This window comes from Actinacidiphila acidipaludis (assembly GCF_019890725.1).
Lineage (GTDB): Bacteria > Actinomycetota > Actinomycetes > Streptomycetales > Streptomycetaceae > Actinacidiphila > Actinacidiphila acidipaludis.
Genome location: NZ_JAINZZ010000002.1, coordinates 314,336 through 329,152, shown reverse-complemented (window position 1 = coordinate 329,152; position 14,817 = coordinate 314,336). Strand labels below are relative to the sequence as shown.

Genomic DNA, 14,817 nt, shown 5'->3' with positions numbered 1-14,817 from the left:
CGTCAGCTCTTCGGCCCGACGTGCCGGTCCATCTCGGCGACGGAGGCCCGCCGGGCCACGGAGACGTTGTACGCGCCGCCTCGCCGCCGGGTCTCCGTCCACGCCACTCCGAGTGAGTCCAGCGTGTCCGTGAAGAGCCGCCGGATGTCGGCCGAGGTGTTCGTGAAGAAGTACCGCGGATACTCGTAGCGCTTGCGGACACCCGCGACCGTCCGCTCGGTCCAGTTGGTGATCCGGCACCCGTCGGAGTCGATCAGCCCCTTGACGAACTCCCACGGATGCGCGCCGACGATTTCCTGCTGCCATGGCTCCAGCGCGATCGTCCGCTCGTGCTTCTTCCCGGGGCCGTGCTGCGGGAAGACGACCGGCCACTGCTTGCTCGTCGACGTGATCTGGGCGCACCCCTGTTGCCGCACCCGGCAGACGGCACCGCCGGGGCGCACCTCGCGGATGGCCTTCTCACAGGCATCCGCCAGGCCCGGCCAGGAGTCGGCGCAGGCGATGCGCAGGACGTACACGCCGCGGCGGTGCGCGCTGATGCAGCCGTCGCCCAGGTAGAGGCCGAGGAGATAGGGATAGGCGGGACCGTCGGTCCGCAGGGGCTGGGCGCCGGCGCTGACCGGTTCGATGCCGTGGGTGCGCCACTGGCGGAGCGCCCAACGGGATATGCCGGTCTCACGGCTCACACTGTTGACGCTGCGGCCGGATGCGATCAGGAGCAGGGCCGCGTGGCGGGTGTCGAGGTCGTACATGCCGCAACTCTGTGCGAATCCTGCGGCGAATGGCGCGAATCGCCCACAAGTTCACCCTGTTCAGTGACCCTGCAAAAGGTGCGGTGATCTTCGATTTGAAGGCTATGTACCCCGGGTGGGATTCGAACCCACACTGTCGGCTGTTTGAGAGCCGCCTCTCTAACCAGTTGGAGTACCGGGGCTCCATCGAAACAGAGGATAGCCTACATCCCCCGCACTCAAACTCTACCGGAGCTAGGTAGGCTCAGGGTGCAGTACCCCTCCACCAGCCGAGGAGCACAAGGAGCATCGTGAGCGCCCCCGAAGAGTCCCCGACGCCCCAGGATGAGCAGGCTCAGGGCGAGCAGTCGCACGTGCCTCCGACGACGACGCGGGTCGTCATCGCGGAGGACGAGGCGCTGATCCGGCTTGATCTGAAGGAGATGCTGGAGGAGGAGGGGTATTCCGTCGTCGGTGAGGCGGGGGACGGGGAGACGGCGGTGCAGCTCACGGAGGAGCTGCGGCCGGATCTGGTGATCCTGGATGTGAAGATGCCGGTGCTGGACGGGATCTCGGCGGCGGAGCGGATCGCGGGGGCGAAGTTGGCTCCGGTGCTGATGCTGACGGCGTTCTCGCAGCGGGAGCTGGTGGAGCGGGCGCGGGATGCCGGGGCGATGGCGTATCTGGTGAAGCCGTTCACGAAGAGTGATCTGGTGCCGTCGATCGAGATGGCGGTGAGCCGGTTCCAGGAGTTGCGGGCGCTGGAGGCGGAGGTCGCGGATCTGGCGCAGCGGCTGGAGACGCGGAAGCTGGTGGACCGGGCGAAGAGTGTGCTGCAGACGCGGTACGGGTTGTCGGAGCCGGCGGCGTTCCGGTGGATTCAGAAGACGTCGATGGATCGGCGGATGTCGATGCAGGCGGTGGCGCAGGCGGTGATCGACGAGGTCGCGGAGAAGTAGGTCCGCGGTGTGGCGAAGGGCCCCGGCGCTTTTGGTGTGCCGGGGCCCTTCGTGTTGGTGGTGGGGGTGGTCAGTCCTCGCCGAGGTAGGTCTTGCGGACGCCTTCGTCGTGGAGGAGGTCCTGGCCGGTGCCGGAGAGTTTGATGGTGCCGATTTCCATGACGTGGGCCTGGTCGGCGAGGGAGAGCGCGGCTTGGGCGTTCTGTTCGACGAGCAGGATGGTGGTGCCTTGGGCCTTGAGTTCGACGATGGTGGCCATGATCTTCTGCATCATGATCGGTGACAGGCCCATGGAGGGTTCGTCGAGCATGAGCAGTTTGGGCTGGGACATCAGGGCGCGGCCCATGGCGAGCATTTGCTGTTCGCCGCCGGAGAGGGTGCCTGCGGCTTGTTTGCGGCGTTCGCCGAGGATGGGGAAGAGGTCGTAGGCGCGGTTGATGTCCTTGGTGATGCCGGTGGTGTCTTTGCGGAGGTAGGCGCCGAGTTTGAGGTTTTCCTCGATGGTGAGGCGGGGGAAGATGTGGCGGCCTTCGGGTGAGTGGGCGAGTCCGAGGGCGACGATCTTGTGTGCGGGGACCCGGGTGAGGACTTTGCCGTCGAAGCGGACGCGGCCGCCGATGGGTTTGAGGAGTCCGCTGAGGGTGCGCAGGGTGGTGGTCTTGCCGGCGCCGTTGGTGCCGATGAGGGTGACGACTTGGCCGGCTTCGACGGAGAACGAGATGCCTTTGACGGCTTCGATCTTGCCGTAGGCGACGCGGAGGTCCTCGACTTCCAGGAGTGCGGTCATCGGTCGTTCTCCTGCTCGCTGGTGGTGCTCGCGTCGTCGGCCGTGGCGGCCGGGGTGCCGTCTTCGTCGGCGGGGGCGCCTTCGAAGGGTTCGCCGAGGTAGGCGGCGATGACGCGTTCGTCGTTCTGGACGACTTCGGAGGTGCCTTCGACGAGTTTTTCGCCTTGGACGAGGACGGCGACGCGGTCGCAGAGGTTGAAGATGAACCGCATGTCGTGCTCGATGACGAGGACGGCGATGCCCTGGTCCCGGATGGCGAAGACGAGTTCTTCGGTGGCGCGGGTTTCCTGGGGGTTCATGCCGGCGGTGGGCTCGTCGAGGAGCAGGAGGCCGGGTTCGCTGGCGAGGGCGCGGGCGATTTCGAGCTTGCGCTGTTCGCCGTAGGGGAGGTTGCGTGCGAGGTGTTCGGCTTTGTCGGCGAGGCCGGTGAAGGCGAGGAGTTCCATGGCGCGTTCGCGGCTGGCGCGTTCGGCTTTGTGGAATCCGGGGCCGCGGACGATGGCGGAGAACAGTCCTTCGCGGGTGCGGGTGTGGCGGCCGACGAGCACGTTTTCCAGGACGGTCATGTTGGCGAAGAGCCGGATGTTCTGGAAGGTGCGGGCGATGCCGGCTTTGGTGACGAGGTGGGGTTTGGGGGGGAGGACGGTGCCGCGGTAGCTGACGGTGCCTTCGGTGGGCACGTACAGGCCGGTGAGGCAGTTGAAGAAGGTGGTCTTGCCGGCGCCGTTGGGGCCGATGAGGCCGACGATCTCGCCGCTGTTGACGGTGAGGTCGACGTTGCGGACGGCGGTGAGGCCGCCGAAGCGCATGATGACGCCGCGGGCTTGGAGCAGGGTTCCGCCGGCCGCCGCGTCGGCGGGGGTGGGCTGCTGGGGGATGGTGGTGGTCATGGTGTGCCTCACGCCCCTGCCGTGGTGGCGGGGACGGTGTCGTCGCCCATCGGACGGTTGCCGGGTGCCGGGGTCTCGTCCTCGTGGAACTCGAGCTGGCGGCGGCGGTTGGGGATGATGCCTTCGGGCCGGAATCGCATGATGAGGATGAGGGCGATGCCGAACGCGAAGAGTTCGTACTGGGACAGGAAGCTGAGCTTCTGCGGGATGACGTAGAGGAGCGCCGCGCCGAGGATGGGTCCGCTGACCGTGCCCATGCCGCCGAGGACGACGGCGGCGAGCAGGAAGGCGGAGTTGGGCGGTACGGAGCCGGAGAAGACGTAGGGGTCGGGGACGACGCTGTTGGTGACGTGGGCGAAGACGGTGCCGGCGAGGCCGGCGAGGGAGGCGCCGAGGGCGAAGGCGACGAGTTTGACGCGGAAGCCGTTGATGCCCATGGCGGTGGCAGCGGTCTCGTCTTCGCGGATGGCGATCCAGGAGCGGCCGATGCGGGAGTCGGCGGCGCGGGTGAAGACGAGGACGACGATGATCGTGATGACGAGCATCAGCAGGTAGTAGTTGGCGAACCGGCCGAGGGTGAAGGATCCGACGGAGTGGGTGTCGCCGAGGTTGTACCCGAAGATGGACAGGTCGGGGATCTGTGCGATGCCGTTGGGGCCGTTGGTGACCTTGGGTCCGCTGACGCCGTCGAGGTTGCGGACGATGATGCGGAAGATCTCTCCGAAACCGAGGGTGACGATGGCGAGGTAGTCGCCGCGCAGGCGGAGGGTGGGGGCGCCGATGAGGACGCCGAAGACGCAGGCGGCGCCCATGCCGGCGAGGGCGGCGGCCCAGAAGGGGAACTGGGTGCCGGACCAGATGGAGAAGGGGGAGCCGGAGACCAGGGCCGCGGTGTAGGCGCCGACGCCGAGGAAGGCGACGTAGCCGAGGTCGAGCAGGCCGGTGAGGCCGACGACGATGTTGAGGCCGAGGGCGACGGTGCCGACGATGAGGACGCTGGCGCCGAGGTTGGCCCAGAGTTCGTTGTTCTGGGCGAAGGGGTAGGCGATGGCGGTGAGGACGCCGACGGTGGAGGAGAACTTCTTGTTGTGCTGGGTGAGTTGCTGGAACTGCTTGAGCAGTCCGCCGGCGCTCAGGCCCCACACGCCGACGGCGAGGACGATGAGGTAGCCGATGAAGATGTCGCTGTAGTCGGTGGCCAGGCCGAAGGTGAGGATTTTCAGGCCGAGGGCGTAGACGACGACGATGACGAGGCGTTGCAGCCAGCGGTTGAGTTTGCGGGCGTCGGGGACGCGCAGTTCGCTGTGGTGCAGGCGGGCTTCGCGCAGCCAGGCGTAGCCGCGGACGACGGCGCTGATGCCTTCGGCCCGGCCGAGTTCGTAGTACTCGGCGTCGGCGGGTTCTTCGGGGTGCCGGTCGAGGGGCAGGGCGAGGGCGCCGGCGAAGAGGACGAGTGCGCCGATGAAGGCGACGAAGCCGCCGGGGTCGAGGTTGGCGAGGCCGCCGAGTTTCGCGGCGATGTCGATGACGGTGTACCAGGTGGTGCCGAGGGTGGCGAGGGCCAGCAGCAGTACGCCGTTGTTGGTGCGGCTGGGGGTGAGCCAGCGCAGGCCGGTGAGGCCGAAGGTGCCGAGGGCGACGACGCCGGTGAGGATGGCGCCGATGAGGGTCATGATCTGGAGGCCGCCGGGATAACCGCTGACGGTGAGGTCGCCGGGGAAGTCGGTGGTGTAGGTCCACGACATGAACGTGGAGGCGATGGTGATCACGGCGCCGGCGAGGGTGGTGGCCCGGGCGGCGGTGAGCGGCAGGGGGATGAAGGGGGCGGTGCGCCGGTTGCCGTGGGTGGCGGTGGCGGCGACGGCTTCTTCGGCTGCGGCGATGGGGAGGTCGGTCATGTCGTGATCACGCCCTGTCCGCGACGCGCTCGCCGAGGAGGCCCTGGGGCCGGACGAGGAGGACGACGATGAGGAGGACGAAGGCCCAGACCTGGGCCCAGGCTCCACCGCCGAACTGTTCCATGCCGGGGACGTTGGCGATGTAGGCGGTGGCGCAGGCTTCGGCGATGCCGAGGACGAGGCCGCCGAGCATGGCGCCGTAGATGTTGCCGATGCCGCCGAGGACGGCGGCGGTGAACGCCTTGAGGCCGGCCTGGAAGCCGATGTCGTACTTGACCTGGCCGTATTTGAGGCCGTAGGCGACGCCGGCGACGGCGGCGAACAGGCCGCCGATCGCGAAGGCGATGATGATGATGCGGTTGGTGTCGACGCCCATGAGCTTGGCGGTGTCGGGGTCCTGGGCGGTGGCCTGCATGGCGCGGCCGGTGCGGCTGGAGCGGACGAAGACGCCGAGGGCGATCATGCAGACGATGGCTGCGCCGAGCAGGAAGAGGTCGCCGCTCTGGACGTCGACGGAGCCGATGTGGAAGGGGCCGCCGGGCAGTTGCGGGAAGTGCTTGCCCGCGGTGGCGTGCGGGTACCAGTTGAAGACTGCCTGCTGCAGCGCGAGGGAGAGGCCGATGGCGGTGATGAGGGGTGCCAGCCGTGGGGCGTTGCGCAGGGGCCGGTAGGCGAAGCGTTCGGCGCCGACGGCGATGAGCACGGACACGATGGCGCCGCCGACGAGCATCAGCGGGAGCGCGGCCCATATGGACATGCTGCTCGGGAGATTGGTGTAGACCGCGAGTGCGCCGAAGGCGCCGGTCATGAAGATCTCACCGTGGGCGAAGTTGATGAGCTGGACGATGCCGTACACCATCGTGTAGCCGATGGCGATGAGCCCGTACATCGAGCCGAGGAACAGCCCGTTGGCCAGCTGTTGCGGCAGGGTGTGCACCGCATGGCCTCCATGTCGCTGGGGAGCAGGTGATCGGGTGACGGGGGTGGTGTCGATGGTTCTCGGGTTGCGGTGGTGCGGTGGGTGGTGCGGGTGAAGCAGCGGCCGCGCGGTCGGTGCTGACCGGCCGCGCGGCCTGGGGTGTGCTGGGCTGGGTCAGCCGTTGTAGACGCCGGTCTTGACGGCGGTCCACTTGCCGCCCTTGACCTGGTACACGGTCAGCTGCTTGTTGGTGGTGTCGCCGTACTGGTCGAAGGAGACGTGGCCGGCGATGCCGTCGAAGTCGGTCTTCTGGACGGCGTCGACGAGCTTGGCGCGGGCGTCGCTGGGCAGCTTGCCGCCGTTGGCGTCCATCACGGTCTTGACGGCCTTGATGATGGCGGTGGCGGCGTCGTAGGAGTAGCCGCCGTAGGTGCCGTAGTCGCCGGGGTAGCCCTTCGACTTGTAGGTGTCGATGAAGGTCTTCGCGGCCGGGAGGGTCTCGACCGGCACGCCGACGGAGGTGGCGAGGTCGCCCTCGGCGGCCTGGCCGGCGGTCTTGATGTAGGTGTCGGAGTACATGCCGTCGCCGCCCATGAGCGGGATGTGCACGCCGGCGGCCTTGAGCTGCTTGGTGACCAGCTCGGACTCGTCGTACTGGCCGCCGTAGTAGACCATGTCGGCGTGCGAGTTCTTGATCTTGGTGACGAGGGCGGAGAAGTCGGTGTCACCGGTGTTGACGTGGTCGGTGCCGGCGATCTTGCCGCCGAGGGACTTGAACTTGCCCTGGAAGATGCCCGCGAGGCCGGCGCCGTAGGTCTGCTTGTCGTCGACGACGAAGGCGGACTTCTTCTTCAGGGTGTTGACCGCGTAGTCGGCGGCGAAGTTGCCCTGGTTGGCGTCGGTGGTGGCGGTGCGGAAGTAGGTGGTGAACGGGCGGGTCTTGGTGCCGGTCGCCCAGTCCTTGCCCTGGGTCAGGGCGGGGTTGGTGTTCGACGGCGAGATCTCGACCATCTTGGCGGACTCGAAGACCTGCTGCATCGACTGCGCGACGCCGGAGTTCAGCGGGCCGACGGCGGCGATGACGTCGCTCTCCTGGACCAGCGCGGTGGCGTTGGTCTGGCCGGTGGCCGGCTGCGCCTTGTCGTCCAGGGCCTTGACCTTGAAGGTGACGCCGGGGACGAGGTTCTTGGCGTTGGCGTCGTCGACCGCGATCTGCACGCCGTACTGGATGCCCAGGCCGGTGGCGGAGTTGGCGCCCGTCAGCGGCGCGTCGACGCCGATGACGACGGTGGTCTTGGAGCCGCCGCTGCTGTTGTCTCCGCCCTTCTTGCTGTCGTCGCTACGCGAGCCGCACGCGGTGAGGGTGAGGGCTCCGGTGGCGAGGACGGAGGTCAGAATCAGCAAGGAACGGTGTCGCACGATCAGTCCTTTCCCCTGGCGCGGCCGTCTCTGATGAGAGGCCGAGTCGCGCGCTGGCTGCCGAACTGACAAATCCGGTGGCGCGGTGACTGGCCGTGACTCTAGGCGCGTCGTGTCACATCAGGCAGAGGGGTGGGAAGAGTGTGACTGTCTTGTTATGCCGAACGGAAACTCTTGAGGTTCCGCTGAGGTTACGGACGCCCTTTGGGCGCTTTGCGCCGCCGTCCGCATGATGAGAACCCGCACTTCCGCCATGGCGTGCGGGAGTGACGGAAGGGGCCGGGGGCAAGGGACCGGCAGGTTCGGCGGATGCGGGAATAGCGGGAAGTCGCCGGGGTGGGGCCCGCCCGGGCGGGCCCCTTTGGGCCTGTATTGCGTGCGCGTTACACAGCGTTAATTGCCGGGTCCCGGGATTACGAATGGAACGTCCCCGCCCGGCGGCGCCGAACGGGGACGATGTTTGCGTCAGTACCAAAATTCCCTATGCGCATTACGCCTTCGGGGAGTCGTCCTCACCGATGTGGTGGACGCGGACCATGTTGGTGGTTCCGGGCATACCGGGGGGCGAGCCGGCGGTGATCACGACGACGTCGCCCTTCGCGCAGCGGCCGATCCGCAGCAGTTCCTCGTCGACCTGCTGGACCATCTCGTCGGTGGTCTGCACGGTCGGGCCGAGGAACGTCTCCACGCCCCAGGTCAGGCTGAGCTGGGAGCGGGTGGCCGGTTCGGGGGTGAAGGCGAGCACCGGGATGGGCGAGCGGTAGCGGGACAGCCGGCGGACGGTGTCGCCGGACTGGGTGAAGGCGACCAGGAAGCGGGCGCCGAGGAAGTCGCCCATCTCGGCGGCCGCGCGGGCCACGGCGCCGCCCTGGGTGCGGGGCTTGCTCCGCTCGGTCAGCGGCGGCAGGCCGGCGGCGAGGATGTCGTGCTCGGCGGCGGAGACGATGCGGGACATGACCTTGACGGTCTCGACGGGGTACTTGCCGACGCTGGTCTCGCCGGAGAGCATCACCGCGTCGGTGCCGTCGATGACCGCGTTGGCCACGTCGCTGGCCTCGGCGCGCGTCGGCCGGGAGTTGTCGATCATCGAGTCCAGCATCTGGGTGGCGACGATGACCGGCTTGGCGTTGCGCTTGGCGAGTTTGACCGCGCGCTTCTGGACCAGCGGGACGGCTTCCAGCGGCATCTCGACGCCCAGGTCGCCGCGGGCGACCATGATGCCGTCGAAGGCGTCGACGATCCCTTCGAGGTTCTCCACCGCCTGCGGCTTCTCGATCTTGGCGATGACGGGGACGCGGCGGCCCTCCTCCTCCATCACGCGCAGCACGTCGTCGACGTCGCGGCCGGAGCGGACGAAGGACAGCGCGACGATGTCGGCGCCGACCCGCAGGCCCCAGCGCAGGTCGCGGATGTCCTTCTCCGACAGGGCGGGCACCGAGACCGCGACACCGGGCAGGTTGAGGCCCTTGTGGTCGGAGATCATGCCGCCCTCGATGCACATGGTGTGAACGCGCGGCCCCTCGACGTCGGTCACCTCCAGGGTGACGCGGCCGTCGTCGACGAGGATGCGCTCACCGCGGGCGACGTCGGCGGCCAGCCCCTTGTAGGTGGTGCCGCAGATCGAGTGGTCACCCTCGATGTCATCGACAGTGATGGTGAACTCGTCACCGCGTTCAAGGAGTACCGGGCCCTCACGGAAACGGCCGAGCCTGATCTTCGGGCCCTGAAGGTCCACCAGGATGCCCACGCTGCGGCCGGTCTCGTCGGCCGCCTTGCGGACTCGTCGGTAGCGGTCCTCGTGCTCGGCGTAGCTGCCGTGGCTGAGGTTCAGGCGGGCGACGTCCATGCCGGCCTCGACCAGTGCCTTGATCTGGTCGTAAGAGTCGGTGGACGGACCCAGGGTGCAGACAATTTTGGCTCGGCGCATGTGTCGAGCGTATGACTTACTCGTTGGTAGGGAACGCGACGCCGGCAACAGTCCAACGACTGTTGGATTAAAGCTTGTTGACAAGTATCGAACTGTGCAGGGGTCCGCTCGGATGAGCGCTTCGGTAACCCTCCGTGGCCGGTTGCGTGACGTACACACGCCGGTCGTGGAAGGGGGGTGTCGCCCCGGCGGTCCCGTGGTCCAGAATCTACGCGCGTTGTTCCACCGATTGCCGTGCGCAGGACCACAGGGAGACCAGATGGCGCTCAACCGCAGGGACTTCATCAACCGCTCGGCCGCCACCGGCGCGGGCGTCGCGCTCGCCGGCGCGGCCGGCGCGGTGGCGGCCCCCGCAGCTCAGGCGGCCGACGGGCAGGCCGGCCACGGCTGCCCCCCGAAGACGTTCAGCCTGCGTGTGCTGGGCACCACCGACCTGCACGGCCACGCGCTGAACTGGGACTACTTCACCAACGCGGAGTACGACGACGCCGCCCACAACGACGTCGGCCTGGCCAAGGTCGCCACGCTCGTCGCGCAGGCGCGGACCGAGAAGGGCCACGACCGCACCCTGCTGATCGACGCGGGCGACATCATCCAGGGCACCCAACTGTCCTACTACTACGCCCGCGTCGAGCCGATCACCGGCGCCCGCGGCGGCCCCCGGCACCCGATGGCGCTGGCCATGAACCACATGCGCTACGACGCGGCCGCTCTCGGCAACCACGAGTTCAACTACGGCATCCCGCTGCTGCGCGCCTTCCAGGAGCAGTGCGACTTCCCGCTGCTGGCCGCCAACGCCGTCGACGCCACCACGCTCAAGCCCGCCTTCCCGCCGTACCTGGTCAAGGAGATCGAGGTGCACGGCGGCCCGCGGATCAAGGTCGGCATCCTGGGCCTGACCAATCCCGGCATCGCGATCTGGGACAAGGCCAACGTCCAGGGGAAGATGGCCTTCCCCGGCCTGGTCGAGCAGGCGAAGATCTACGTGCCCAAGCTGCGCGCGCTCGGCTGCGACGTGGTGATCCTCACCGACCACTCCGGCCTGGACGGCGCCACCTCCTACGGCGACTCCGTGCCGTACCCGGAGAACGCCTCCTCGCTGGTGGCCGCGCAGGTGCCCGGCATCGACGCGATCCTGGTCGGGCACACCCACCGCGAGGTGGCCTCCCGGACCGTGGTCAACCAGGAGACGGGCAAGTCCGTCGTGCTGTCCGAGCCGCTGTGCTGGGGCGAGCGGCTCAGCGTCTTCGACATCGACCTGGAGTTCGACCGCGGCCGCTGGCACGTCACCTCGGTGACCGCCGAGGTCCGCAACGCCAACACCGTCGCCGAGGACCCGGTCGTCGCGCAGCTGGTGAAGGACGAGCACCAGAAGGTCGTGGCGTACGTCAACCAGGTCATCGGCACCTGCAAGGAGGCGATGTCGGCGGCGGAGTCCACGTACAAGGACACCCCGATCATCGACTTCATCAACCTGGTACAGGCCGACACGGTCAAGAAGGCGCTGGCCGGCACCGCGTACGCGTCGCTGCCGGTGCTCTCGGAGGCGTCGCCGTTCTCCCGCACGGCCGCCATCCCGGCCGGCGACGTGTCGCTGCGCGACGTGGCGGGCCTGTACGTCTACGAGAACACCCTGGACGCCAAGATCCTCACCGGCGCGCAGGTCAAGGACTACCTGGAGTGGTCCGCGACGTACTACGTGCAGACCGCGCCGGACGCCCCGGTCGACGTCACCAAGATCACCAACGCCAACAACACGCCGGACTACAGCTACGACGTGCTCAGCGGGGTGTCCTACGACATCGACATCGCGCAGCCGGCCGGTTCGCGGATCGTCGACCTGACGTTCCAGGGCGCGCCGATCGACCCGGCCGCGCAGTTCGTTCTGGCGGTGAACAACTACCGCTCCAGCGGCGGCAGCAACTACCCGCACGTGGCGGCCGCGCAGTCGGTGTGGTCGAACTCCGACGAGATCCGCAACACGATCATCGCCTGGGTGCAGGCCAACGGCACGATCGACCCGGCGGCGTTCGGCGGCGACCAGTGGCGGCTCACCCGTGCCGGAGTGCCGCTGTTCGCGTAGCGGTCCCGGTGGCGGCGGGCGGCGGCCCGCCGAGGCCGAAGGTGGTGAAGGCGGTCCTGACCGGCAGGGGGTAGTGCTCCTCGCCGGTCAGGAGCGCGGTCAGGTCGTTGAGGATCACCGCGGACCGCCAGGCGGCCAGACCCAGGTCCGGGGCGCCGACGCCGTGCGTGTGGCGTTCGGCGTTCTGGACGTAGACGCGGCCGGTGACCGAGCGGTCCAGCTCCAGGCGGTGCAGGGCGTCGACGGCCGGGCGGCCGGCGGCGTCGGTGCGCAGCGCCGGGCCGAGCGGGGCCAGCAGGCGGTCCAGCGGCCGCTCCCGGTACCCGGTGGCCAGCACCACGGCGCTGGTCACCAGCCGGGAGCGGGTGCCCTGTTCGGCGTGCTCCAGGTGGAGTTCGACCTCCCGGCTGCCCAGCCGGCCGGCGGTGCGCACCGACACCCCCGGCGTGAGCACCGCGTCCGGCCAGCCGCCGTCCAGGGTGCGGCGGTACAGCTCGTCGTGGATCGCGGTGATCGTCTCGGTGTCGATGCCCTTGTGGAGCTGCCACTGCTGCGGCACCAGCCGGTCGCGGACCTGCTCGGGCAGTGCGTGGAAGTAGCGCGTGTAGTCCGGGGTGAAGTGCTCCAGGCCGAGTTTGCTGTACTCCATCGGCGCGAAGGCCGGTGTGCGGGCCAGCCAGGTGATCCGCTCGTACCCGGCGGGCCGGGCCCGCAGCAGGTCCAGGAAGACCTCGGCGCCGGACTGGCCGGAGCCGATCACGGTGATGTGCTCGGCGGCCAGCAGCCGTTCCCGGTTCTCGGTGTACTGCGCGGAGTGCACCACCGGCACGGCCGGTGCGTCGGCCAGCGGACGCAGCGGCTCGGGCACGTACGGCTCGGTGCCGATGCCCAGCACCAGATGGCGGGCGTAGGTGCGGTCCAGGGCCTCCGCCTCGCCGTGCTCGTCAAGGTGGGTGTGGTCGACCTCGAACAGCCCGCGGGCGGCGTTCCAGCGCACGGTGTCGGCCTGCTGCCCGAAGTGCGTGCTGGGGAGCGACTCGGCGACCCAGCGGCAGTAGGCGTCGTACTCCGCGCGGTGCACGTGGAAGCGCTCGGCGAAGTAGAACGGGAACAGCCGCTCCCGGTGCTTGAGGTAGTTCAGGAACGTCCAGTGGCTGGCCGGGTCGGCGAGCGTCACCAGGTCGGCGAGGAACGGCACCTGCAGCGTGGCGCCGTCGATGAGCAGACCGGGGTGCCAGCGGAAGTCGGGCCGCTGGTCGTAGAACGCGGCGGCCAGGCCCGGCACGCCGTCGGCGAGTGCGGCCAGCGACAGGTTGAACGGGCCGATGCCGATGCCCAGCAGGTCGAAGGGCTCGTCGGCGGGGCCGGGGGGCCGGGGCCGGGGGACGGGACGGCTCCGCTGGTCGTGCGGCGCGGGCCGGCTCTGCCGGCCGGGGCCCGGATCGGGCGTCGGGACGGAGGTCATGACGCGGTGCTGCCTTCCGTGGTGCCGGTGGTGTGCGGGGGCCCGGCGGCGAGTGCGAGCAGGGCGTCGAGGTCCTCGGGCCGCAGGCGGGGGTTGAGCAGGGTGGCCTTGAGCCACAGCCGGCCGCCGGCGCGTGCCCGCCCGAGCACCGCGCGGCCCTCGTACATCAGGCGGCGGCGCAGTTCGGCGACGTCCTCGTCGGTGGCGCCGGCCGGGCGGAACAGCACGGTGCTGATGGCCGGCGGCCCGTACAGCGTCAGCCGCGGGTGCTGGTCGACCTTGGCGGCCAGCACCGCCGCCAGGTCGCAGACCGCGTCCACGAGCGCGGCCATCCCGTCGCGGCCCAGGGCGCGCAGCGTGACGGCGATCTTGAGGATGTCGGGGCGGCGGGTGGTGCGCAGCGAGCGGCCGAGCAGGTCGGGCATCCCGGCGTCGGTGTCGTCCTGGGCGTTGAGGTAGTCGGCCCGGTGGTCGAGCGGGCGCAGGGCGGTGCCGTCGGGCACCGCGAGCAGGCCCGCGGCGACCGGCTGCCAGCCGAGCTTGTGCAGGTCGAGGGTGACGGACACCGCCGACTGCAGGCCGTCGAGCTTGGCCGCCTCCCGGCGGCTGAACAGCAGCGGGCCTCCGTAGGCGGCATCCACGTGCAGCTCCGCCCGGTGCCGGGCGGCGACCTTGGCGACCTCCGGCAGCGGGTCGATCGCGCCGGCGTCGGTGGTGCCGGCGGTGGCCACGATCAGGGCGCGGCTCGGCAGTTCGTCCAGGGCGGCGTCCAGGACGGCGGGGTCCAGGACGCCGGCGGGGGTGTCCAGCACGACGGGACTGGGCAGGCCCAGCAGCCACGCGGCGCGCAGCACGCTGTGGTGCGCGTTGGCGCCGCAGACGGTCTGCACGCGGGGGCCGCCGGCGGCGCGTTCCCTGGCCAGCAGCAGGGCGAGCTGGTTGGACTCGGTGCCGCCGGTGGTGACCAGGGCGTCGGGGGCCGGCAGGTCGGGGAAGACGAGGGCGGCCAGCGCCGTGGTGAGCCGCGCCTCCAGTTCGCTGGCCGCGGGGGCCTGGTCCCAGGAGTCCATCGACGGGTTCAGCGCGGAGGCGGCGAGGTCCGCGGCGGCGGCCAGGGCCAGCGGCGGGCAGTGCAGGTGGGCTGCGCAGAGCGGTTCTGCGGGGTCGGCGGAGCCCTCGGCGAGGGCGTGCGTCAGCGTGTACAGGGCTTCGCGCTCGCCGGTGCCGCCGCGGGGCAGGACGTCGCCCACCGCCTGGGCGAGCCGGGCCGCGACGCCCTCCGGGCCGCCCGCGGGCATCGCGCCGCCCCGGTCGCGGGCACCGTCGGCGAGCGCGGTGTACACGGTCTCCACGAGCGGCCGCAGCTCCTCCGCGCCGTGGCGGCCGCCGGCGAGTCCGGGCATCGGCATGTGCGGTCCCTCACTGGGCAGTTGGTGTCCGACGAGCGTCTTGTCCAACGATCATCGGGCCGCCAAGGCACGCAATCGCCTCCGGCGCGGTTCCCCCGCTGCCCTTCGCCCTTCCCCCGGACTGCCCGCTCCCCCGGGCTCGCCCGGACCCGTTCCGCCCCTGCCGTCCGCGTCCCCGGGCACGCCGTGGCCTGCCCTGCCCAGGCAGGGGGGCCGCCGGTCGGCCGGTGCCGGCACGAAGAGCCCCCGCGGGCCGGTGGCGGAGTGCGGCACCGCGACGGCCGGCCGCGCGGTTCCCCGCGCCCCTGCGGGGCACCGGCGGCACCAGGG

The 14,817-nt window shown here is 69.9% G+C and carries 11 protein-coding genes and 1 tRNA gene; 2 read left to right on the top strand and 10 right to left on the bottom strand.

Annotated elements, in window-relative coordinates; all coding sequences use genetic code 11:
• Positions 1 to 2: 2 nt before the first annotated feature.
• Both K7862_RS03180 and K7862_RS03175 read right to left on the bottom strand, forming a co-directional pair.
• Positions 3 to 752 (bottom strand): transcriptional regulator, encoded by a 750-nt coding sequence (locus K7862_RS03180; protein WP_222960255.1) that lies wholly within the window; start codon positions 750 to 752, stop codon positions 3 to 5.
• Positions 753 to 859: 107 nt separating this feature from the next.
• Positions 860 to 934 (bottom strand) — tRNA-Leu (locus K7862_RS03175).
• A 108-nt stretch (positions 935 to 1,042) separates the two neighbouring features.
• On the opposite strand from K7862_RS03175, the gene K7862_RS03170 reads away from it, so the two are divergent.
• Positions 1,043 to 1,690 carry an ANTAR domain-containing response regulator gene (locus K7862_RS03170; RefSeq protein ID WP_222960253.1) on the top strand — a complete coding sequence of 216 codons (648 nt, stop codon included), beginning with the start codon at positions 1,043 to 1,045 and terminating at the stop codon, positions 1,688 to 1,690.
• Between the two features lie 70 nt (positions 1,691 to 1,760).
• On the opposite strand, the gene K7862_RS03165 is transcribed toward K7862_RS03170, so the two are convergent.
• The 6 genes from K7862_RS03165 to pyk form a co-directional block, all read right to left on the bottom strand.
• On the bottom strand, positions 1,761 to 2,477 hold the full coding sequence (locus K7862_RS03165) for an ABC transporter ATP-binding protein (protein WP_222960251.1): 717 nt from the start codon (positions 2,475 to 2,477) through the stop codon (positions 1,761 to 1,763).
• Positions 2,474 to 3,367: an ABC transporter ATP-binding protein gene (locus K7862_RS03160; protein WP_222960249.1), complete on the bottom strand. Its 894-nt coding sequence runs from the start codon at positions 3,365 to 3,367 to the stop codon at positions 2,474 to 2,476. The genes K7862_RS03165 and K7862_RS03160 overlap by 4 nt, the downstream gene beginning before the upstream one ends.
• Before the next feature lie 8 nt (positions 3,368 to 3,375).
• The gene (locus K7862_RS03155) at positions 3,376 to 5,265 is read right to left on the bottom strand and encodes a branched-chain amino acid ABC transporter permease (protein ID WP_222960247.1); all 1,890 of its coding nucleotides are present in this window, start codon (positions 5,263 to 5,265) and stop codon (positions 3,376 to 3,378) included.
• A gap of 7 nt (positions 5,266 to 5,272) precedes the next feature.
• On the bottom strand, positions 5,273 to 6,202 hold the full coding sequence (locus K7862_RS03150) for a branched-chain amino acid ABC transporter permease (RefSeq protein ID WP_222960246.1): 930 nt from the start codon (positions 6,200 to 6,202) through the stop codon (positions 5,273 to 5,275).
• A 156-nt stretch (positions 6,203 to 6,358) separates the two neighbouring features.
• Entirely contained in the window at positions 6,359 to 7,603 is a 1,245-nt protein-coding gene (locus K7862_RS03145; protein ID WP_308011818.1) for a branched-chain amino acid ABC transporter substrate-binding protein, read from the bottom strand.
• 490 nt (positions 7,604 to 8,093) lie between these two features.
• The gene (gene pyk / locus K7862_RS03140) at positions 8,094 to 9,530 is read right to left on the bottom strand and encodes a pyruvate kinase (RefSeq protein WP_222960245.1); all 1,437 of its coding nucleotides are present in this window, start codon (positions 9,528 to 9,530) and stop codon (positions 8,094 to 8,096) included.
• A 259-nt stretch (positions 9,531 to 9,789) separates the two neighbouring features.
• Here pyk and K7862_RS03135 point away from each other — a divergent pair, with 259 nt between their 5' ends.
• Positions 9,790 to 11,613: a bifunctional metallophosphatase/5'-nucleotidase gene (locus K7862_RS03135; RefSeq protein ID WP_222960244.1), complete on the top strand. Its 1,824-nt coding sequence runs from the start codon at positions 9,790 to 9,792 to the stop codon at positions 11,611 to 11,613.
• Here the strand turns inward: K7862_RS03135 and K7862_RS03130 are convergent.
• Together K7862_RS03130 and K7862_RS03125 are read right to left on the bottom strand one after the other, a co-directional pair.
• Positions 11,582 to 13,078, bottom strand: coding sequence for a lysine N(6)-hydroxylase/L-ornithine N(5)-oxygenase family protein (locus K7862_RS03130; RefSeq protein WP_222960243.1), 1,497 nt, complete (start codon positions 13,076 to 13,078; stop codon positions 11,582 to 11,584). The two genes, K7862_RS03135 and K7862_RS03130, sit on opposite strands and share 32 nt — an antisense overlap.
• The gene (locus K7862_RS03125) at positions 13,075 to 14,487 is read right to left on the bottom strand and encodes a pyridoxal phosphate-dependent decarboxylase family protein (protein WP_222960242.1); all 1,413 of its coding nucleotides are present in this window, start codon (positions 14,485 to 14,487) and stop codon (positions 13,075 to 13,077) included. The genes K7862_RS03130 and K7862_RS03125 overlap by 4 nt, the downstream gene beginning before the upstream one ends.
• Positions 14,488 to 14,817: the final 330 nt, after the last annotated feature.